This is a genomic window from Rhizobium sp. BK112, from assembly GCF_014193215.1.
GTDB lineage: Bacteria > Pseudomonadota > Alphaproteobacteria > Rhizobiales > Rhizobiaceae > Rhizobium > Rhizobium anhuiense.
This window is the reverse complement of sequence record NZ_JACHYZ010000031.1, coordinates 1-18,276: the sequence shown is the minus strand read 5'-3', so window position 1 is coordinate 18,276 and position 18,276 is coordinate 1. Positions and strand designations below refer to the sequence as shown.

The 18,276-nt window shown below is 59.7% G+C and carries 15 protein-coding genes, 1 tRNA gene and 1 pseudogene; 16 read left to right on the top strand and 1 reads right to left on the bottom strand.

The annotated features are described in order from the left end of the window. The 12 genes and pseudogenes from FHT75_RS35325 to rpoC form a co-directional block, all read left to right on the top strand. A pseudogene (locus FHT75_RS35325) lies at positions 1-95 on the top strand (elongation factor Tu); the annotation flags it as partial. Positions 96-297: 202 nt separating this feature from the next. Continuing rightward, a complete protein-coding gene (locus tag FHT75_RS36335; RefSeq protein ID WP_010069473.1) occupies positions 298-432 on the top strand; it encodes a hypothetical protein in 135 nt (44 codons plus the stop codon). Positions 433-661: 229 nt separating this feature from the next. Then, positions 662-1,555 carry an NAD-dependent epimerase/dehydratase family protein gene (locus FHT75_RS35320; RefSeq protein ID WP_047620026.1) on the top strand — a complete coding sequence of 298 codons (894 nt, stop codon included), beginning with the start codon at positions 662-664 and terminating at the stop codon, positions 1,553-1,555. Positions 1,556-1,723: 168 nt separating this feature from the next. Beyond that, positions 1,724-1,799: transfer RNA gene (locus FHT75_RS35315), tRNA-Trp, on the top strand. A gap of 194 nt (positions 1,800-1,993) precedes the next feature. Further along, complete coding sequence (secE, locus tag FHT75_RS35310) at positions 1,994-2,194, top strand: preprotein translocase subunit SecE (RefSeq protein ID WP_003573826.1); 201 nt, start codon at positions 1,994-1,996, stop codon at positions 2,192-2,194. A 17-nt stretch (positions 2,195-2,211) separates the two neighbouring features. Then, positions 2,212-2,742, top strand: a complete 531-nt coding sequence (gene nusG / locus FHT75_RS35305; RefSeq protein ID WP_003547516.1) for a transcription termination/antitermination protein NusG — start codon at positions 2,212-2,214, stop codon at positions 2,740-2,742. A 175-nt stretch (positions 2,743-2,917) separates the two neighbouring features. Further along, positions 2,918-3,349 carry a 50S ribosomal protein L11 gene (rplK, locus tag FHT75_RS35300; RefSeq protein WP_047620024.1) on the top strand — a complete coding sequence of 144 codons (432 nt, stop codon included), beginning with the start codon at positions 2,918-2,920 and terminating at the stop codon, positions 3,347-3,349. Between the two features lie 4 nt (positions 3,350-3,353). Then, positions 3,354-4,055: a 50S ribosomal protein L1 gene (gene rplA / locus FHT75_RS35295; RefSeq protein WP_047620022.1), complete on the top strand. Its 702-nt coding sequence runs from the start codon at positions 3,354-3,356 to the stop codon at positions 4,053-4,055. A 350-nt stretch (positions 4,056-4,405) separates the two neighbouring features. Then, positions 4,406-4,924, top strand: a complete 519-nt coding sequence (gene rplJ / locus FHT75_RS35290) for a 50S ribosomal protein L10 (RefSeq protein WP_028757410.1) — start codon at positions 4,406-4,408, stop codon at positions 4,922-4,924. Positions 4,925-4,982: 58 nt separating this feature from the next. Next, complete coding sequence (gene rplL / locus FHT75_RS35285) at positions 4,983-5,360, top strand: 50S ribosomal protein L7/L12 (RefSeq protein ID WP_028757409.1); 378 nt, start codon at positions 4,983-4,985, stop codon at positions 5,358-5,360. Positions 5,361-5,621: 261 nt separating this feature from the next. Further along, positions 5,622-9,761: a DNA-directed RNA polymerase subunit beta gene (gene rpoB / locus FHT75_RS35280; RefSeq protein WP_063473359.1), complete on the top strand. Its 4,140-nt coding sequence runs from the start codon at positions 5,622-5,624 to the stop codon at positions 9,759-9,761. Between the two features lie 190 nt (positions 9,762-9,951). Then, a complete protein-coding gene (rpoC, locus tag FHT75_RS35275; RefSeq protein ID WP_047620027.1) occupies positions 9,952-14,160 on the top strand; it encodes a DNA-directed RNA polymerase subunit beta' in 4,209 nt (1,402 codons plus the stop codon). Positions 14,161-14,275: 115 nt separating this feature from the next. Here the strand turns inward: rpoC and FHT75_RS35270 are convergent, their stop codons facing one another. Beyond that, entirely contained in the window at positions 14,276-14,569 is a 294-nt protein-coding gene (locus FHT75_RS35270; RefSeq protein WP_028757598.1) for a hypothetical protein, read from the bottom strand. Between the two features lie 497 nt (positions 14,570-15,066). On the opposite strand from FHT75_RS35270, the gene rpsL reads away from it, so the two are divergent. The 4 genes from rpsL to FHT75_RS35250 form a co-directional block, all read left to right on the top strand. Then, complete coding sequence (gene rpsL / locus FHT75_RS35265; RefSeq protein ID WP_003547537.1) at positions 15,067-15,438, top strand: 30S ribosomal protein S12; 372 nt, start codon at positions 15,067-15,069, stop codon at positions 15,436-15,438. A 77-nt stretch (positions 15,439-15,515) separates the two neighbouring features. Beyond that, a complete protein-coding gene (gene rpsG, locus FHT75_RS35260) occupies positions 15,516-15,986 on the top strand; it encodes a 30S ribosomal protein S7 (RefSeq protein WP_028757597.1) in 471 nt (156 codons plus the stop codon). Between the two features lie 29 nt (positions 15,987-16,015). Then, complete coding sequence (gene fusA, locus FHT75_RS35255) at positions 16,016-18,115, top strand: elongation factor G (protein ID WP_047620018.1); 2,100 nt, start codon at positions 16,016-16,018, stop codon at positions 18,113-18,115. 68 nt (positions 18,116-18,183) lie between these two features. Continuing rightward, positions 18,184-18,276 (top strand): GTP-binding protein (locus tag FHT75_RS35250; RefSeq protein ID WP_018010120.1); only part of this gene is annotated, 93 nt, incomplete at its 3' end.

The window sequence follows — 18,276 nt, the reverse complement described above, 5'->3', positions numbered from 1 at the left end:
TCGTTCCGATCGCGATGGAAGAAAAGCTGCGCTTCGCCATCCGCGAAGGCGGCCGCACCGTCGGCGCCGGTATCGTCGCTTCGATCGTCGAGTAACTTTCGAGTTATCCGCAATTATGAAGACCCCGCTGGAAACAGCGGGGTTTTTCATTTTCATGGCTTCCGGTAGGTTTAACAGGTGTTGTAAAAATATCGTTAAATTGGCCTGTCACAGTATTTTGTTCATCTCACATTCAGAAACCGGTTTGTGAATGGCCCATTTTAGTCCAGACTCCTTCTTGCAAAGAGGAGAGCCCGGATGATTCCAAAGGCCACATTCGCTGCGACGATATTCGCTATGTATGTTTTCACGATGTTTTTCATCGCTGCAATTCCGCAAGAGGTTGTTCAGGCAGCCGGAGTGCAGGTCAACGAGATAAGCGTCGTCAAGTGACGACGTTGGAGTTAAGCGTCGTCAAGTGACGACGCTGGAGGTAAGTGTCGTCAAGTGACGACCCTTGCAGAGCATCGCAGCCTTCTGCGATGATCGGAAATGATCGGCCAGGCGCTCCCGGATAGGATGCTCCTGGCGACGCGGGGGTGAACCCTTGCACGACGCTCGCTTGCTCTTCGCGCGGAAGCGTCTCACTATGCCTCCGATTTCATGACGCGGAGGATATTCCATGAAGAGACGCATTCTGTTCACGGGCGGTTCGGGCAAGGCAGGTCGCCATACTGTGCCATGGCTCGTCAATGCCGGTTACGAGGTTCACAACCTCGATCTCGTGCCGCTGGATAGCCCCGGCGTCACCAATCTCATCGCCGACATCACCGACAGCGGTCAGGTCTTCAATGCGCTCTCGATGCATCGCGATTTTCCCGATCTCGATGCGGGCAGGGGCGTGCAGCCCTTCGATGCTGTCGTGCATTTCGCCGCCATCCCGCGCATTCTGATCAAGCCCGACAACGAAACCTTCCGCATCAACACGATGGGCACCTACAATGTTATCGAGGCGGCGGTGAAGCTCGGCATCAGGAAGATCATCGTCGCATCGAGCGAGACGACCTACGGCGTCTGCTTCGCCGAAGGCCATCGCGATTTCCACCATTTCCCGCTGGAGGAGGACTACGACGTCAATCCGATGGATTCTTACGGCCTTTCCAAGGTGGTCAACGAAAAGACGGCGCGCGCCTTTGCCGAACGCTCGGGTTTCGACATTTATGCGCTGCGCATCGGCAACGTCATCGAGCCGCACGAATACGAGAAATTCCCCACCTTTTTCGCCAATCCCGAGATGCGCAAGCGCATCGCCTGGAGCTATATCGACGCCCGCGACCTCGGACAGATCTGCCATCTGTGCATCGAGAAGGACGGTCTCGGCTATCAGGTCTTCAACGCCGCCAACGACACTGTCTCGGCCAACACGCCGTCGAAGGAGCTTGCAAAGCGATTCTTCCCGAACGTGCCCTTCACCCGCGAGATCGGCGAATATGAGGGTCTGCTCTCCAACCGCAAGATTCGCGAGGTGCTGGGCTTTAAAGAAGAGCACGATTGGCGGAAATATGTGAACCTCTGAACGGATCTTGGTCGCCCGGTGGAAAAGCCTACTGCTCGCATATGAGGAGAATGGCTTTGAAAATCGAAAATCGTGCTTGCCAATCCCGTGCCGTCGTCTTAAAGGGAGCGCCATGCTTTTCAGCAGCGATTTGCGGGCCTTGGCTCTGGCGCTGAATGACAGGTATGAAGGGGTATAGCTCAGTTGGTAGAGCGGCGGTCTCCAAAACCGCAGGTCGTAGGTTCGAGCCCTACTGCCCCTGCCATTCTCCTTGATGCGGGACAGCGCGGACATGCTCGCGGCATTCCGGCCGGGGATTGATGGGTGGTAAGTAATTTCGTTAAACTTCGGTTTCCCTCTTGTGTATTCGGAAATCGGTGTTTATTTAGGGTTCAACAGACACGCGGTGCGTGGGGCTGATAGTTTCAGCTTTACGCGCCGTAATTGCGTGGGCAGTCGATGGCATCCAAATCCAATCCGTTTGCGTTTCTGCAGCAGGTTCGCTCCGAGACGTCCAAAGTTACATGGCCGTCGCGCCGCGAGACGATGATCTCGACGGTTATGGTGCTTGTGATGGTGGTTTTCGCCGCGCTGTTTTTCTTTGCCGCTGACCAGCTGATCGGCTGGGTCCTGAGCTTCGTGCTGAATACCGGCAACTGATACGGGTGGAGATGAAAATGGCGGCACGTTGGTACATCGTCCACGCATATTCTAATTTTGAAAAGAAGGTGGCTGAAGACATCGAGAACAAGGCTCGCCAGAAGGGGCTGGAGCACCTGTTCGAGAAGATCCTCGTGCCGACCGAAAAGGTGGTGGAAGTGCGTCGCGGCCGCAAGGTCGATTCGGAGCGCAAGTTTTTCCCGGGCTACGTCATGGTTCGCGCCAATCTGACGGATGAGGCCTATCACCTGATCAAGAATACGCCGAAGGTCACAGGTTTCCTCGGCTCCGACAATAAGCCCGTTCCGATTCCGGATTACGAAGCCGAGCGCATTCTCGGTCAGGTCCAGGAAGGCGTCGAGCGGCCGAAGGCCTCCATTACCTTCGAGATCGGCGAGCAGGTCCGCGTTTCCGACGGCCCGTTCGCGTCGTTCAACGGCACGGTTCAGGATGTGGACGAAGAACGTTCGCGCCTGAAGGTGGAAGTGTCGATCTTCGGCCGCGCAACGCCGGTCGAGCTGGAATACGCTCAGGTCGAGAAGGTCTGATTGCAGAGACTGGAGGCTGGCCCTTGCGGCCTGTTTCCTGCGGATTTGTCCGCATCCGCGTGGAAGGTGAGGGGTCTTAGCCGGACCCTAACGATCCGCACCACGCAACCGCAGCCGCCGGAGAGATCCGGCATCACGGGCCGGGCGACCGGCCGTTCATGAAAGGCAGAGAGATATGGCTAAGAAAGTTGCAGGCCAGCTCAAGCTTCAGGTCAAGGCAGGATCGGCAAACCCGTCCCCGCCGATTGGTCCGGCGCTTGGTCAGCGTGGCATTAACATCATGGAATTCTGCAAGGCGTTCAATGCCGCCACGCAGGAAATGGAAAAGGGTATGCCGATTCCGGTCGTCATCACCTATTACCAGGACAAGTCCTTCACCTTCGCGATGAAGCAGCCTCCGGTCAGCTACTGGCTGAAGAAGGAAGCGAAGATCACGTCCGGTTCCAAGACGCCCGGCAAGGGCGCCAAGGCCGGCTCCCTCACCAAGGCTCAGATCAAGACGATCGCAGAAGCCAAGATGAAGGATCTGAACGCAGCGGATATCGAAGGTGCAATGGCGATGATCGAGGGCTCTGCCCGCGCCATGGGCCTGGAAGTGGTGGGTTAAGATCATGGCTGGTAAGCGCACGCAGAAGATCAACGAAGGTGTTGATCCCACCAAGCTCTACGCTCTGAGCCTGGCCATCGGCATGGTCAAGGAACGGGCTGTCGCCAAGTTCGACGAAACCATCGAAGTCTCGATGAACCTCGGCGTCGACCCGCGCCATGCGGACCAGATGGTTCGCGGCGTCGTCAACCTGCCGAACGGCACAGGCCGTACGGTTCGCGTCGCAGTCTTCGCGCGTGGCGCCAAGGCTGATGAAGCCAAGGCTGCCGGTGCTGATATCGTCGGCGCTGAAGAGCTCGTCGAAATCGTCCAGGGCGGCAAGATCGAATTCGATCGCTGCATCGCCACCCCCGACATGATGCCGCTCGTCGGCCGTCTCGGTAAGGTTCTCGGCCCCCGCGGCATGATGCCGAACCCGAAGGTCGGCACCGTCACCATGGACGTCGCCGGAGCCGTCAAGGCTTCCAAGGGCGGCGCTGTCGAGTTCCGCGTCGAGAAGGCTGGCATCGTCCATGCCGGTATCGGCAAGGCCTCTTTCGACGCTAAGGCTCTGGAAGAAAACATCCGCGCCTTCGCTGACGCCGTCATCAAGGCAAAGCCGGCTGGCGCCAAGGGCAACTATGTCAAGCGCGTGGCGATTTCCTCGACCATGGGCCCGGGCGTCAAGATCGAAGTCGGCTCGGTCACCGCAGCTCCGACTGCATAAGTTCGCGCCCAAGGACTTGGGCGCAATGGCCGGGCTTTAAGCCCGGCGACTGAATTTCCGGCCTCGCAAGGGGCCGGAATATTCCGGAGAAATCCGGAATCCTGTCCGAGATTGCAGGTGGTTTTCCCTTAATCACTTGGCCTGCATGAGACGGGTAAGACCCGAATTGCATGAAGTTCGCTTCTCGTAACTCGGTTCGAGCCTTGGATGCCTTGTGCCTCTTTAGCCTTGATTGGCGCGGGAGCGCGGGGGGACAGGATCCTCAAGCGTCGCTTGGGATCTCACATGATCCCAGGAGGCAAAGGCAACCCGGCAGGTCCGATTTCGGTCCTGCCAACTGGAGATAGGCAGTGGAAAGAGCGGAAAAACGCGAATTCGTCACGGAACTGAACGAAGTCTTCAAGGCTTCGGGCTCAGTTGTCGTGGCCCACTATGCTGGTGCCACAGTCGCGCAGATGAACGATTTTCGTTCGAAGATGCGTGCAGCTGGCGGTACCGTCAAAGTCGCGAAGAACCGCCTGGCCAAAATTGCCCTTCAGGGTACGGAAGCGGAAGGGATTACCAATCTCTTCAAAGGTCAGACGCTGATTGCATACAGCAATGACCCGATCACCGCTCCGAAGGTCGTCATGGATTTCGCCAAGACCAATGACAAGATCATTGTTCTGGGCGGCGCCATGGGAACAACCACGCTCAACGCCGAAGCAGTCAAGTCGCTTGCGACCCTGCCTTCGCTCGACGAGCTGCGTGCGAAGCTGCTGGGCATGATCCAGACACCGGCTACCCGCATCGCTGGGGTTGTTGCAGCACCGGCAAGTCAGCTTGCTCGCGTGTTTGCGGCCTACGCCAAGAAGGACGAAGCCGCGTAAGGCGGTTTTTCGCTGTTTATAATCAACCGGTTCGAACCGAACAAAAGGAACTAGTAAAATGGCTGATCTCGCAAAGATCGTAGACGACCTCTCCTCGCTGACCGTTCTGGAAGCTGCAGAACTGTCGAAGCTTCTCGAAGAAAAGTGGGGCGTTTCCGCTGCTGCTCCGGTAGCTGTTGCTGCCGCTGCCGGTGGTGCTGGCCCGGCTGTCGTTGAAGAAGAAAAGACCGAATTCGACGTCATCCTCGTCGACGCTGGTGCCAACAAGATCAACGTCATCAAGGAAGTCCGCGCCATCACCGGTCTCGGCCTCAAGGAAGCCAAGGACCTCGTCGAGGCTGCTCCGAAGGCTGTCAAGGAAGGCGTCAACAAGGCTGAAGCCGCTGACATCAAGAAGAAGCTTGAAGACGCTGGCGCCAAGGCCGACGTCAAGTAATCTTGAATTGCTTTTGGGAGGCAGCATCTACTGCCTCCCATTTGCCGTTTTTCTGAACGAATTACCCAAAAGCCGCGTCAAAACGGCTTTTGGGTAATGGGTTCTTCAAAAGGATAGTCTCGCACCGAAGGCAGCACAGCAATCCGAGCTGAGCGTTTTCGGGAGTCGGACGAGATTGGATTACCCATTGATTGACGGGATCGACTGGCCATCGGTTCCCGTCCGTTGCAGGCCCGGGTGCAAGATTTTGAAGGAGCGACGATGGCTCAGACCCTTTCGTTCAACGGTCGCAGGCGCGTACGCAAGTTTTTTGGTAAGATCCCCGAAGTCGCAGAAATGCCGAACCTCATCGAGGTTCAGAAGGCGTCCTACGACCAGTTTTTGATGGTTGAAGAGCCGAAGGGCGGTCGCCCCGACGAGGGCCTTCAGGCCGTCTTCAAGTCGGTTTTCCCGATCACCGATTTCTCCGGCGCTTCCATGCTGGAATTCGTGTCCTACGAGTTCGAACCGCCAAAGTTCGACGTTGACGAATGCCGTCAGCGCGACCTCACCTATGCCGCGCCGCTGAAGGTGACGCTGCGCCTCATCGTGTTCGATATCGACGAGGATACGGGCGCGAAGTCGATCAAGGACATCAAGGAACAGTCCGTCTACATGGGCGATATGCCGCTCATGACCAATAACGGCACGTTCATCGTCAACGGCACCGAGCGCGTGATCGTCTCCCAGATGCACCGTTCGCCGGGCGTCTTCTTCGACCACGACAAGGGCAAGAGCCATTCTTCCGGCAAGCTGCTCTTTGCTGCACGCGTCATTCCTTACCGCGGTTCCTGGCTCGATATCGAATTCGACGCCAAGGACATCGTCTACGCCCGTATCGACCGTCGCCGCAAGATTCCGGTCACCTCGCTGCTGATGGCGCTGGGCATGGACGGCGAGGAAATCCTCGACACCTTCTATACGAAGTCGCTCTACAAGCGCGACGGCGAAGGCTGGCGCATTCCCTTCAAGCCGGAAACGCTGAAGGGCGCCAAGGCGATCACCGAGATGGTCGACGCCGATACCGGCGAAGTCGTCGTGGAAGCCGGCAAGAAGCTGACCCCGCGCCTGCTGCGCCAGCTCTCCGACAAGGGCCTGAAGGCGCTGAAGGCCGGCGACGACGACCTTTACGGCAACTACCTTGCCGAAGACATCGTCAACTACTCGACGGGTGAAATCTATCTCGAGGCCGGCGACGAAATCGACGAGAAGACGCTTGGCGTCATCCTGTCGAACGGTTTCGACGAGATCCCGGTTCTCGGCATCGACCACATCAATGTCGGCGCCTATATCCGCAACACGCTGTCTGCCGACAAGAACGAGAACCGTCAGGACGCTCTGTTCGACATCTACCGCGTCATGCGTCCGGGTGAGCCGCCGACCATGGAATCGGCCGAAGCCATGTTCAACTCGCTGTTCTTCGATGCGGAGCGTTACGACCTCTCCGCCGTCGGCCGCGTCAAGATGAACATGCGCCTCGACCTGACCGTCGAAGACACCGTCCGCATCCTGCGCAAGGACGACATCCTGGCCGTGGTCAGGATGCTGGTCGAACTGCGCGACGGCAAGGGCGAAATCGACGACATCGACAACCTCGGCAACCGCCGCGTCCGTTCGGTCGGCGAGCTGATGGAAAATCAGTACCGTCTCGGCCTCTTGCGCATGGAGCGCGCGATCAAGGAACGCATGTCCTCGATCGAGATCGACACGGTCATGCCGCAGGATCTGATCAACGCCAAGCCGGCAGCTGCTGCCGTCCGCGAATTCTTCGGTTCCTCGCAGCTCTCGCAGTTCATGGACCAGGTCAACCCGCTCTCGGAAATCACCCACAAGCGCCGTCTTTCGGCTCTTGGCCCGGGTGGTCTGACCCGTGAGCGCGCCGGCTTCGAAGTTCGCGACGTGCATCCGACCCACTATGGCCGCATTTGCCCGATCGAAACGCCGGAAGGCCCGAACATCGGTCTCATCAACTCGCTTGCGACCTTTGCCCGCGTCAACAAGTACGGCTTCATCGAAAGCCCGTACCGCCGTATCGTCGACGGCAAGGTGACGAACGACGTGCTCTACCTCTCCGCCATGGAAGAGGCGAAGTATTACGTCGCCCAGGCCAACGCCGAAATGAACGCCGATGGTTCCTTCGTCGACGAATTCGTCGTCTGCCGTCATGCCGGCGAAGTCATGCTCGCCCCGCGCGACAGCATGAACCTGATGGACGTTTCGCCGAAGCAGGTCGTTTCGGTCGCAGCCGCGCTCATCCCGTTCCTGGAAAACGACGACGCCAACCGCGCGCTCATGGGCTCGAACATGCAGCGTCAGGCCGTGCCGCTGCTGCGTGCCGAAGCCCCGTTCGTCGGTACCGGCATGGAGCCGGTCGTCGCCCGTGACTCCGGTGCCGCCATCGGCGCCCGTCGCGGCGGCGTGGTCGACCAGGTCGACGCGACGCGTATCGTTATCCGCGCCACGGAAGACCTCGAAGCCGGCAAATCCGGCGTCGATATCTACCGTCTGCAGAAGTTCCAGCGTTCGAACCAGAACACCTGCGTCAACCAGCGCCCGCTGGTCACTGTCGGTGACGTCGTCAACCGCGGCGACATTCTCGCCGACGGTCCGTCGACCGATCTCGGCGACCTGGCGCTCGGCCGCAACGCGCTCGTCGCGTTCATGCCCTGGAACGGCTACAACTACGAAGACTCGATCCTGCTCTCCGAACGTATCGTTGCCGACGACGTGTTCACCTCCATCCACATCGAGGAATTCGAAGTGATGGCGCGCGACACCAAGCTTGGTCCCGAGGAAATCACCCGCGATATTCCGAACGTTTCGGAAGAAGCGTTGAAGAACCTCGACGAAGCCGGCATCGTCTATATCGGCGCCGAAGTTCAGCCGGGCGATATCCTCGTCGGCAAGATCACCCCGAAGGGCGAAAGCCCGATGACGCCGGAAGAAAAGCTTCTGCGCGCCATCTTCGGCGAAAAGGCCTCCGACGTGCGCGATACCTCCATGCGCATGCCGCCCGGCACCTACGGCACGATCGTCGAAGTCCGCGTCTTCAATCGCCATGGCGTCGAGAAGGACGAGCGCGCGATGGCGATCGAGCGCGAAGAGATCGAGCGTCTGGCAAAGGACCGCGACGACGAGCAGGCGATCCTCGACCGTAACGTCTACGGCCGTCTGATCGACATGCTGCGCGGCCAGGTCTCCATTGCCGGCCCGAAGGGCTTCAAGAAGGGCACCGAGCTTTCGAACGCCGTCGTCTCCGAATATCCCCGCTCGCAGTGGTGGATGTTCGCGGTCGAGGACGAGAAGGTCCAGGGCGAGCTCGAAGCACTCCGCGGCCAGTACGACGAATCCAAGTCGCGCCTCGAACAGCGCTTCATGGATAAGGTCGAGAAGGTCCAGCGCGGCGATGAAATGCCTCCTGGCGTCATGAAGATGGTCAAGGTCTTCGTCGCCGTGAAGCGCAAGATCCAGCCGGGCGACAAGATGGCCGGCCGTCACGGGAACAAGGGCGTGGTCTCGCGCATTGTGCCTGTCGAGGACATGCCGTTCCTCGAAGACGGCACGCATGTCGACGTCGTTCTGAACCCGCTCGGCGTTCCCTCGCGCATGAACGTCGGCCAGATTCTGGAAACGCATCTGGGCTGGGCTTGCGCCGGCATGGGTCGCCAGATCGGTGAACTGATCGAAGCCTACAAGGCCAATGGCAACATTGAGCCGCTGCGTAAGACCATCGGCGATGTCGTCGGTGACGGTCCGAAGGCCGAACAGGTCCACGAGTTCGACGATGAGTCGGTCCTGCGTCTCGCCGACCAGTGGAAGCGCGGCGTTTCGATTGCGACGCCTGTTTTCGATGGTGCGCATGAAGGCGACGTCAACGACATGCTGCGTCTGGCAGGTCTCAAGGATACCGGTCAGTCGACGCTTTATGACGGCCGTACCGGCGAGCAGTTCGACCGCCAGGTGACCGTGGGCTACATCTACATGCTGAAGCTCAACCATCTGGTCGACGACAAGATCCATGCCCGTTCGATCGGTCCTTACTCGCTCGTGACCCAGCAGCCGCTGGGCGGCAAGGCGCAGTTCGGCGGTCAGCGCTTCGGCGAAATGGAAGTCTGGGCGCTCGAAGCATATGGTGCCGCCTACACGCTGCAGGAAATGCTGACGGTGAAGTCGGACGACGTCGCCGGCCGCACCAAGGTCTACGAAGCCATCGTCCGCGGAGACGACACGTTCGAAGCCGGTATTCCGGAAAGCTTCAACGTTCTCGTCAAGGAAATGCGCTCGCTGGGCCTCAGCGTCGAGCTCGAGAACACCAAGCTTGACGAGGCGCAGGCAGCCCAGCTGCCCGACGCGGCCGAGTAAGCACTTGATAGGGCGTGCGCTGCCAATGCGGCGCACGCCGGTCCCGCCGGGCGCCGTATCCGTGTCGGCCCGGGAGGGAAGTTTCGCCGCATCTTGCGGTTATTCTCGTTTAAGCGAGGGAGGCGGCTCCCGGGAAATTGCCGCCGACCATCGCATTTTGAGGGCGCTTTAGCCCATGAAGGAGACAGGCATGAACCAAGAGGTCATGAATCTTTTCAATCCGCAGGTGCCTGCACAGAATTTCGATTCCATTCGGATTTCGATCGCGTCTCCGGAGAAGATCCTCTCCTGGTCCTACGGTGAGATCAAGAAGCCGGAAACCATCAACTACCGTACGTTCAAGCCGGAACGCGACGGTCTGTTCTGCGCGCGCATCTTCGGGCCGATCAAGGACTACGAATGCCTGTGCGGCAAGTACAAGCGCATGAAGTACAAGGGCATCATCTGCGAAAAGTGCGGCGTCGAAGTCACGCTGTCGCGCGTTCGCCGTGAGCGCATGGGCCATATCGAGCTCGCCGCTCCCGTCGCCCACATCTGGTTCCTGAAGTCGCTGCCATCGCGCATCTCGACGCTGCTCGACATGACGCTGAAGGATGTCGAGCGCGTCCTCTACTTCGAAAACTACATCGTCACCGAGCCGGGCCTGACCGCCCTGAAGGAGCACCAGCTCCTCTCGGAAGAAGAGTACATGCTTGCCGTCGACGAATACGGCGAAGACCAGTTCACCGCGATGATCGGCGCTGAGGCGATCTACGAGATGCTGGCCTCGATGAACCTCGAAAAGATCGCTGGCGACCTGCGTTCCGAGCTTGCCGACACCACGTCGGATCTCAAGCAGAAGAAGCTGATGAAGCGCCTGAAGATCGTCGAGAACTTCATGGAGTCGGGCAACCGTCCGGAATGGATGATCATGAAGGTCGTCCCGGTAATTCCGCCGGACCTGCGTCCGCTGGTTCCGCTCGACGGCGGCCGTTTCGCGACGTCGGATCTGAACGATCTTTACCGCCGCGTCATCAACCGCAACAACCGCCTGAAGCGCCTGATCGAGCTTCGCGCGCCGGGCATCATCATCCGCAACGAAAAGCGCATGCTGCAGGAATCCGTTGACGCGCTGTTCGACAACGGCCGGCGCGGCCGCGTCATCACCGGCGCCAACAAGCGTCCGCTGAAGTCGCTCTCCGACATGCTGAAGGGCAAGCAGGGCCGCTTCCGCCAGAACCTGCTCGGCAAGCGCGTCGACTATTCCGGTCGTTCGGTCATCGTCACCGGCCCGGAACTGAAGCTGCACCAGTGCGGCCTGCCGAAGAAGATGGCGCTCGAGCTCTTCAAGCCGTTCATCTATGCCCGCCTCGACGCCAAGGGTTATTCCTCGACCGTCAAGCAGGCCAAGAAACTGGTCGAAAAGGAAAAGCCGGAAGTCTGGGATATCCTCGATGAGGTCATCCGCGAGCATCCGGTTCTCCTGAACCGCGCACCGACGCTGCACCGCCTGGGCATCCAGGCCTTCGAACCCACCCTGGTCGAAGGCAAGGCGATCCAGCTGCATCCGCTCGTCTGCACGGCCTTCAACGCCGACTTCGACGGTGACCAGATGGCCGTTCACGTGCCGCTGTCGCTCGAAGCCCAGCTCGAAGCCCGCGTGCTGATGATGTCGACCAACAACATCCTGCATCCGGCCAACGGCGCGCCGATCATCGTTCCCTCGCAGGACATGGTTCTCGGCCTCTACTACCTGTCGATCCTGAACCAGAACGAGCCGGGCGAAGGCATGGCCTTCTCCGACCTCGGCGAACTGCATCACGCCCTCGAAAGCAAGGTCGTGACGCTGCACACCAAGATCCGCGGCCGCTTCAAGTCGATCGACGAGGATGGCAAGCCCTACTCGAAGATCTATGAGACGACGCCTGGCCGTCTGCTCATCGGCGAACTGCTGCCGAAGAACGGCAAGGTGCCCTTCGACATCTGCAACCAGGAAATGACCAAGAAGAACATCTCCAAGATGATCGACACGGTCTATCGCCACTGCGGCCAGAAGGACACGGTCATTTTCTGCGACCGCATCATGCAGCTCGGCTTCTCCCATGCCTGCCGCGCCGGCATTTCGTTCGGCAAGGACGACATGGTCATTCCGGATGCCAAGGCCAAGATCGTTGCCGACACCGAAAGCCTGGTGAAGGAATACGAGCAGCAGTACAATGACGGCCTGATCACCCAGGGCGAAAAGTACAACAAGGTTGTCGACGCCTGGGGCAAGGCGACCGAAAAGGTCGCCGAAGAGATGATGGCCCGCATTAAGGCGGTCGAGTTCGACGAGAAGACCGGTCGTCAGAAGCCGATGAACTCGATCTACATGATGAGCCACTCCGGCGCCCGCGGTTCTCCGAACCAGATGCGTCAGCTGGGCGGCATGCGCGGCCTGATGGCCAAGCCGTCGGGCGAAATCATCGAGACGCCGATCATCTCGAACTTCAAGGAAGGCCTGACCGTCAACGAGTACTTCAACTCGACGCACGGCGCCCGCAAGGGTCTGGCAGACACCGCGCTCAAGACCGCCAACTCCGGTTACCTCACGCGCCGTCTCGTCGACGTCGCGCAGGATTGCATCGTCACGCACGTCGATTGCGGAACGCAGACGGGCCTCACCATGACCGCCATCGTCGATGCCGGCCAGGTCGTTGCCTCGATCGGTGCTCGCATCCTCGGCCGTACGGCGCTCGACGATATCGATCATCCGATCACAGGTGAGCGCATCGTCGATGCCGGCAAGATGATCCTCGAGCCCGATGTCGTCGAAATCGAGAAGGCCGGGATCCAGTCGATCCGGATTCGCTCGGCACTGACCTGCGAAATCCAGACGGGCGTCTGCTCGGTCTGCTACGGCCGCGACCTCGCGCGTGGTACGCCTGTCAACATGGGCGAAGCCGTCGGCGTCATCGCGGCTCAGTCGATCGGTGAACCGGGCACCCAGCTCACCATGCGTACCTTCCACCTTGGCGGTACGGCAACCGTGGTCGACCAGTCGTTCCTCGAAGCCTCGTATGAAGGTACGGTGCAGATCAAGAACCGCAACATCCTGCGCAACTCCGATGGCAACCTCGTTGCCATGGGCCGCAACATGACCGTCCAGATCCTGGACGAACGTGGTGTCGAGCGGTCGTCGCAGCGTGTGGCCTACGGTTCGAAGCTGCATGTCGACGAAGGCGACAAGGTCAAGCGCGGCCAGCGTCTGGCGGAGTGGGACCCCTACACCCGTCCGATGATGACGGAAGTAGCCGGTACCGTTCAGTTCGAAGACCTGGTCGACGGTCTCTCCGTTCTGGAAGCGACCGACGAATCCACCGGCATCACCAAGCGTCAGGTCATCGACTGGCGTTCGACCCCCCGCGGTTCGGACCTCAAGCCGGCGATCGTCATCAAGGATGCCAGCGGCAATGTCGCCAAGCTGTCGCGTGGCGGCGACGCCCGCTTCCTGCTCTCGGTCGACGCGATCCTGTCGGTCGAGCCGGGCACAAAGGTCTCCCAGGGTGACGTTCTCGCGCGTTCGCCGCTGGAAAGCGCCAAGACCAAGGACATCACCGGCGGTCTGCCGCGTGTTGCCGAACTGTTCGAAGCCCGTCGTCCGAAGGACCACGCCATCATCGCAGAGATCGATGGTACGATCCGCCTCGGCCGCGACTACAAGAACAAGCGCCGCGTCATCATCGAGCCGGCGGAAGACGGTGTCGAGCCTGTCGAATACCTGATCCCGAAGGGCAAGCCCTTCCACCTTCAGGAAGGCGACTATATCGAAAAGGGTGACTACATCCTCGACGGTAACCCGGCTCCGCACGACATCCTGGCGATCAAGGGCGTGGAGGCTCTGGCCTCCTACCTCGTCAACGAGATCCAGGAAGTCTACCGCCTGCAGGGCGTTGTCATCAACGACAAGCACATCGAGGTGATCGTCCGTCAGATGCTGCAGAAGGTGGAAATCACCGATGCAGGCGACTCGACCTATATCGTCGGCGACAATGTCGACCGGATCGAGCTCGAAGACGTCAACGATCATCTGATCGAGCAGGGCAAGAAGCCCGCCTACGGCGATCCGGTTCTTCTCGGCATCACCAAGGCGTCGCTGCAGACCCCGTCCTTCATCTCGGCCGCGTCCTTCCAGGAAACGACCAAGGTGCTGACGGAAGCTGCGATCGCCGGCAAGACCGACGGCCTGCAGGGTCTGAAGGAAAACGTCATCGTCGGTCGCCTCATCCCGGCCGGCACCGGCGGCACCATGACCCAGATCCGCCGCATCGCAACGTCGCGCGACGAGATGATCCTCGAAGAGCGCCGCAAGGGCACCGGGGCTGCCGTTGCTACGCCGATGCTGCAGGACATGGCCGAAAAGGCTCCGGCTGCGGAATAATCCGCCGGCTGAAGTCGTTGAATTGAAAAACCGCCCGGAGCGATCCGGGCGGTTTTCGTTTTTGGTCTGCTCTGTTTGGTCGGGCGGGGAGGGAGCGCGCCCCGCGCGGCTCCCTTCAGTTGAAGCGGATGATCGCGACTTCGCCGTCGACGGCGCCCTGATAGGCGGAGGCGTGAGGCTCCTCGGCAGGCACCTCGGTCAGCATGCCGATCTGGTCGAGATCGGCCTCAATGAAGCCTTCCTCGGCAAGGGCGTTCAGGGCCTCTCGGACGGCGGTGTCGTCGTCGGGCGCCTTAAGCATGATATGCAGGTCGATGCCTTCGCTGGCGTCGGACTCGTAGCCCTTGCCGATGATGATGAAGATCATCGGACCATCGAAATTATTGTCGTTATCAGGTGTCGTGATCATCGCCTGTCCTTCGGCTCTTTGACGATTCGCTCGCTCGAATCCCCTGTGAGGGCCGAGCGCTGCAATTGCTGATTCCTTAGCTGCTTTTGCTGCGATGCCCAAGTTTTTATCTTGGCGCACGGCTGTGAATTCGTCTAGGAGGGTGAAAACAGGGCGTCAGGCCCGCATATCAAGGCGATGCGGCGAGTTTATTTCTTAACCGGCCTTGACGAGATGGGTGGAAACCAGTAGTACCCCGGCCATCAGATCCCATGTGAGGCTTGGCTGTTCGGGGCGACGCGCCCTGAAGTTCACCTCAAACAAGGTTCTAAACGCACGTTGAAGTCATGATGCTGCACGCACGACGCATATTCTATGCGTCCTCTGCTCCTTGTGGTCCATCTGCGGAAGCGGATCGGGCCATATTTTGCGCATTGACGGAAAGCGTGCGTCACTGCCGGAGACGGCGCGAGTTCAAGCCCGCAAGGGTACTGAGATAAAACGTAAGGGATGGTTGAATGCCTACCGTAAACCAGCTGATCCGCAAGCCTCGCCAGGCGAACGTAAAGCGTAACAAGGTTCCCGCACTCCAGGAGAACCCGCAGAAGCGCGGCGTTTGCACGCGCGTCTACACGACGACGCCGAAGAAGCCGAACTCGGCTCTGCGTAAGGTCGCAAAGATCCGCCTGACCAACGGCTTCGAAGTCATTGGTTACATCCCCGGGGAAGGTCATAACCTTCAGGAACACTCTGTCGTCATGATCCGTGGCGGCCGCGTCAAGGACCTTCCGGGTGTCCGTTATCACATCATCCGCGGCGTTCTCGATACCCAGGGTGTCAAGAACCGCAAGCAGCGCCGCTCCAAGTACGGCGCGAAGCGTCCGAAGTAATTCGGTTTTGAATAATTCGGCGCTGCGCGAGGTCCTCCGCGTGATGAAGCGCCTTAACGATTGAAGAGACGAAAACTATGTCCAGACGCCATAAAGCAGAAAAGCGCGAGATCAATCCGGATCCGAAGTTCGGCGATCTCGTCGTCACCAAGTTCATGAATGCCATCATGCTCGACGGCAAGAAGTCCGTTGCTGAAAACATCGTCTACGGTGCGTTCGACGCCGTCCAGGGCAAGTCCAAGCAGGAGCCGCTCACGGTTTTCCATTCTGCGCTCGACAACATTGCCCCGCACGTTGAAGTCCGCTCGCGCCGTGTCGGTGGTGCGACCTATCAGGTCCCGGTCGACGTTCGTCCTGAGCGCCGCCAGGCTCTCGCCATTCGCTGGCTGATCGCTGCTGCCCGCAAGCGCAATGAAACGACTATGGTTGACCGCCTTTCCGGCGAACTGCTCGATGCGTCCAACAACCGTGGCTCCGCCGTCAAGAAGCGCGAAGACACGCACAAGATGGCTGACGCCAACCGCGCATTCTCGCACTATCGCTGGTAATTCCGAACGGTATCGAAAGGCAGTCCACAATGGCTCGCGAATATAAGATCGAAGATTACCGCAATTTCGGTATCATGGCGCATATCGACGCCGGCAAGACCACGACCACCGAGCGTATCCTTTACTACACCGGCAAGTCGCACAAGATCGGCGAAGTCCACGACGGCGCAGCCACCATGGACTGGATGGAGCAGGAGCAGGAGCGTGGCATCACGATCACCTCTGCTGCCACCACGACCTTCTGGAAGGGCCGTGACGGCAAGATGCGCCGCTTCAACATCATTGACACCCCCGGCCACGTCGACTTCACCATCGAAGTCGAGCGTTCGCTGCGCGTTCTCGACGGCGCCATCGCGCTGCTCGACGCCAACGCCGGTGTTGAGCCGCAGACGGAAACCGTCTGGCGTCAGGCCGAGAAGTACAACGTCCCGCGGATGATCTTCTGCAACAAGATGGACAAGACCGGCGCGGACTTCTACCGCTCCGTCGAGATGATCAAGACCCGTCTCGGCGCAACGGCTGTCGTCATGCAGCTGCCGATCGGCGCTGAAAGCGACTTCAAGGGCGTCATCGACCTCATCGAGATGAACGCTCTCATCTGGCGCGACGAGTCGCTCGGCGCCCAGTGGGATGTCGTCGAGATCCCCGAGGATATGAAGGCCAAGGCCGAAGAATATCGCGAAAAGCTGATCGAGACGGTCGTCGATATCGACGAAGCCGCCATGGAAGCCTATCTCGAAGGCGTTCTGCCCGACAACGATCAGATCCGCGCGCTGGTTCGCCGCGGCACGATCGACGTCAAGTTCCACCCGATGTTCTGCGGCACCGCCTTCAAGAACAAGGGCGTGCAGCCGCTGCTCGACGCCGTCGTCGACTACCTGCCGTCGCCGATGGACATCCCGGCGATCAAGGGCATCGACTTCAAGACGGAAGCTGAAATCGAGCGTCACGCCGACGACAGCGAGCCGCTTTCCATGCTCGCCTTCAAGATCATGAACGACCCCTTCGTCGGTTCGCTGACCTTCGCCCGCATCTACTCCGGCAAGCTCGAAAAGGGCGCGTCGGTCATGAACACGGTCAAGGACAAGCGCGAGCGCGTCGGCCGCATGCTGCAGATGCACTCCAACTCGCGTGAAGACATCGAAGAGGCCTTCGCAGGCGACATCGTCGCTCTCGCCGGCCTCAAGGAAACCACGACGGGCGACACGCTTTGCGATCCGCTGAAGCCGGTTATCCTCGAGCGCATGGAATTCCCCGAGCCGGTCATCCAGATCGCCATCGAGCCGAAGACCAAGGGCGACCAGGAAAAGATGGGCCTCGCGCTCAACCGCCTGGCTGCTGAAGATCCTTCCTTCCGCGTCAAGACCGACCAGGAATCCGGCCAGACCATCATTGCCGGCATGGGCGAACTGCATCTCGACATCATCGTCGACCGCATGCGTCGTGAATTCAAGGTCGAAGCAACCGTCGGCGCGCCGCAGGTTGCCTACCGCGAAACCATCACCCGGACGCACGAAGAAGACTACACGCACAAGAAGCAGTCCGGTGGTACCGGCCAGTTCGCGCGCGTCAAGATCATCTTCGAACCGAACCCGGACGGCGACGACTTCAAGTTCGAATCGAAGATTGTCGGTGGTTCCGTTCCGAAGGAATACATCCCCGGCGTCCAGAAGGGCATCGAAAGCGTCCTGTCTTCGGGTCCGCTGGCTGGCTTCCCGATGCTCGGCGTCAAGGCGACCCTCATCGACGGCGCCTTCCACGACGTCGACTCCTCGGTTCTCGCCTTCGAAATCGCATCGCGTGCCTGCTTCCGTGAAGCAGCCAAGAAGGCCGGCGCTCAGCTGCTCGAGCCGATGATGAAGGTCGAAGTCGTGACCCCGGAAGATTACGTCGGCGACGTCATCGGCGACCTGAACTCCCGTCGCGGCCAGATCCAGGGCCAGGAAAGCCGTGGTATCGCCGTCGTCATCAACGCGAACGTTCCGCTCGCGAACATGTTCAAGTACGTCGACAACCTGCGCTCCATGTCTCAGGGCCGCGCTCAGTACACGATGACCTTCGATCACTATTCGCCGGTCCCGTCGAACGTCGCAACAGAAATCCAGGCAAAGTATTCCGGTCAGAAGTGACCGGCATACCAATTGACCGATAACAAGAATTAGATCCCCTCGGGGACTAGCAAAACGGAGAGCCGAAAATGGCAAAGAGTAAGTTTGAGCGCAACAAGCCGCACGTCAACATCGGCACGATCGGCCACGTTGACCACGGCAAGACGTCTCTGACGGCAGCG

Bases quoted from the DNA above. Each gene is read 5' to 3' on its own strand.
- FHT75_RS36335 (WP_010069473.1), top strand. From the start codon at position 298: ATGATTCCAAAGGCCACATTCGCTGCGACGATATTCGCTATGTATGTT.
- FHT75_RS35320 (WP_047620026.1), top strand. From the start codon at position 662: ATGAAGAGACGCATTCTGTTCACGGGCGGTTCGGGCAAGGCAGGTCGC.
- secE (WP_003573826.1), top strand. From the start codon at position 1,994: ATGGCATCCAAATCCAATCCGTTTGCGTTTCTGCAGCAGGTTCGCTCC.
- nusG (WP_003547516.1), top strand. From the start codon at position 2,212: ATGGCGGCACGTTGGTACATCGTCCACGCATATTCTAATTTTGAAAAG.
- rplK (WP_047620024.1), top strand. From the start codon at position 2,918: ATGGCTAAGAAAGTTGCAGGCCAGCTCAAGCTTCAGGTCAAGGCAGGA.
- rplA (WP_047620022.1), top strand. From the start codon at position 3,354: ATGGCTGGTAAGCGCACGCAGAAGATCAACGAAGGTGTTGATCCCACC.
- rplL (WP_028757409.1), top strand. From the start codon at position 4,983: ATGGCTGATCTCGCAAAGATCGTAGACGACCTCTCCTCGCTGACCGTT.
- rpoB (WP_063473359.1), top strand. From the start codon at position 5,622: ATGGCTCAGACCCTTTCGTTCAACGGTCGCAGGCGCGTACGCAAGTTT.
- rpoC (WP_047620027.1), top strand. From the start codon at position 9,952: ATGAACCAAGAGGTCATGAATCTTTTCAATCCGCAGGTGCCTGCACAG.
- FHT75_RS35270 (WP_028757598.1), bottom strand. From the start codon at position 14,569: ATGATCACGACACCTGATAACGACAATAATTTCGATGGTCCGATGATC.
- rpsL (WP_003547537.1), top strand. From the start codon at position 15,067: ATGCCTACCGTAAACCAGCTGATCCGCAAGCCTCGCCAGGCGAACGTA.
- rpsG (WP_028757597.1), top strand. From the start codon at position 15,516: ATGTCCAGACGCCATAAAGCAGAAAAGCGCGAGATCAATCCGGATCCG.
- fusA (WP_047620018.1), top strand. From the start codon at position 16,016: ATGGCTCGCGAATATAAGATCGAAGATTACCGCAATTTCGGTATCATG.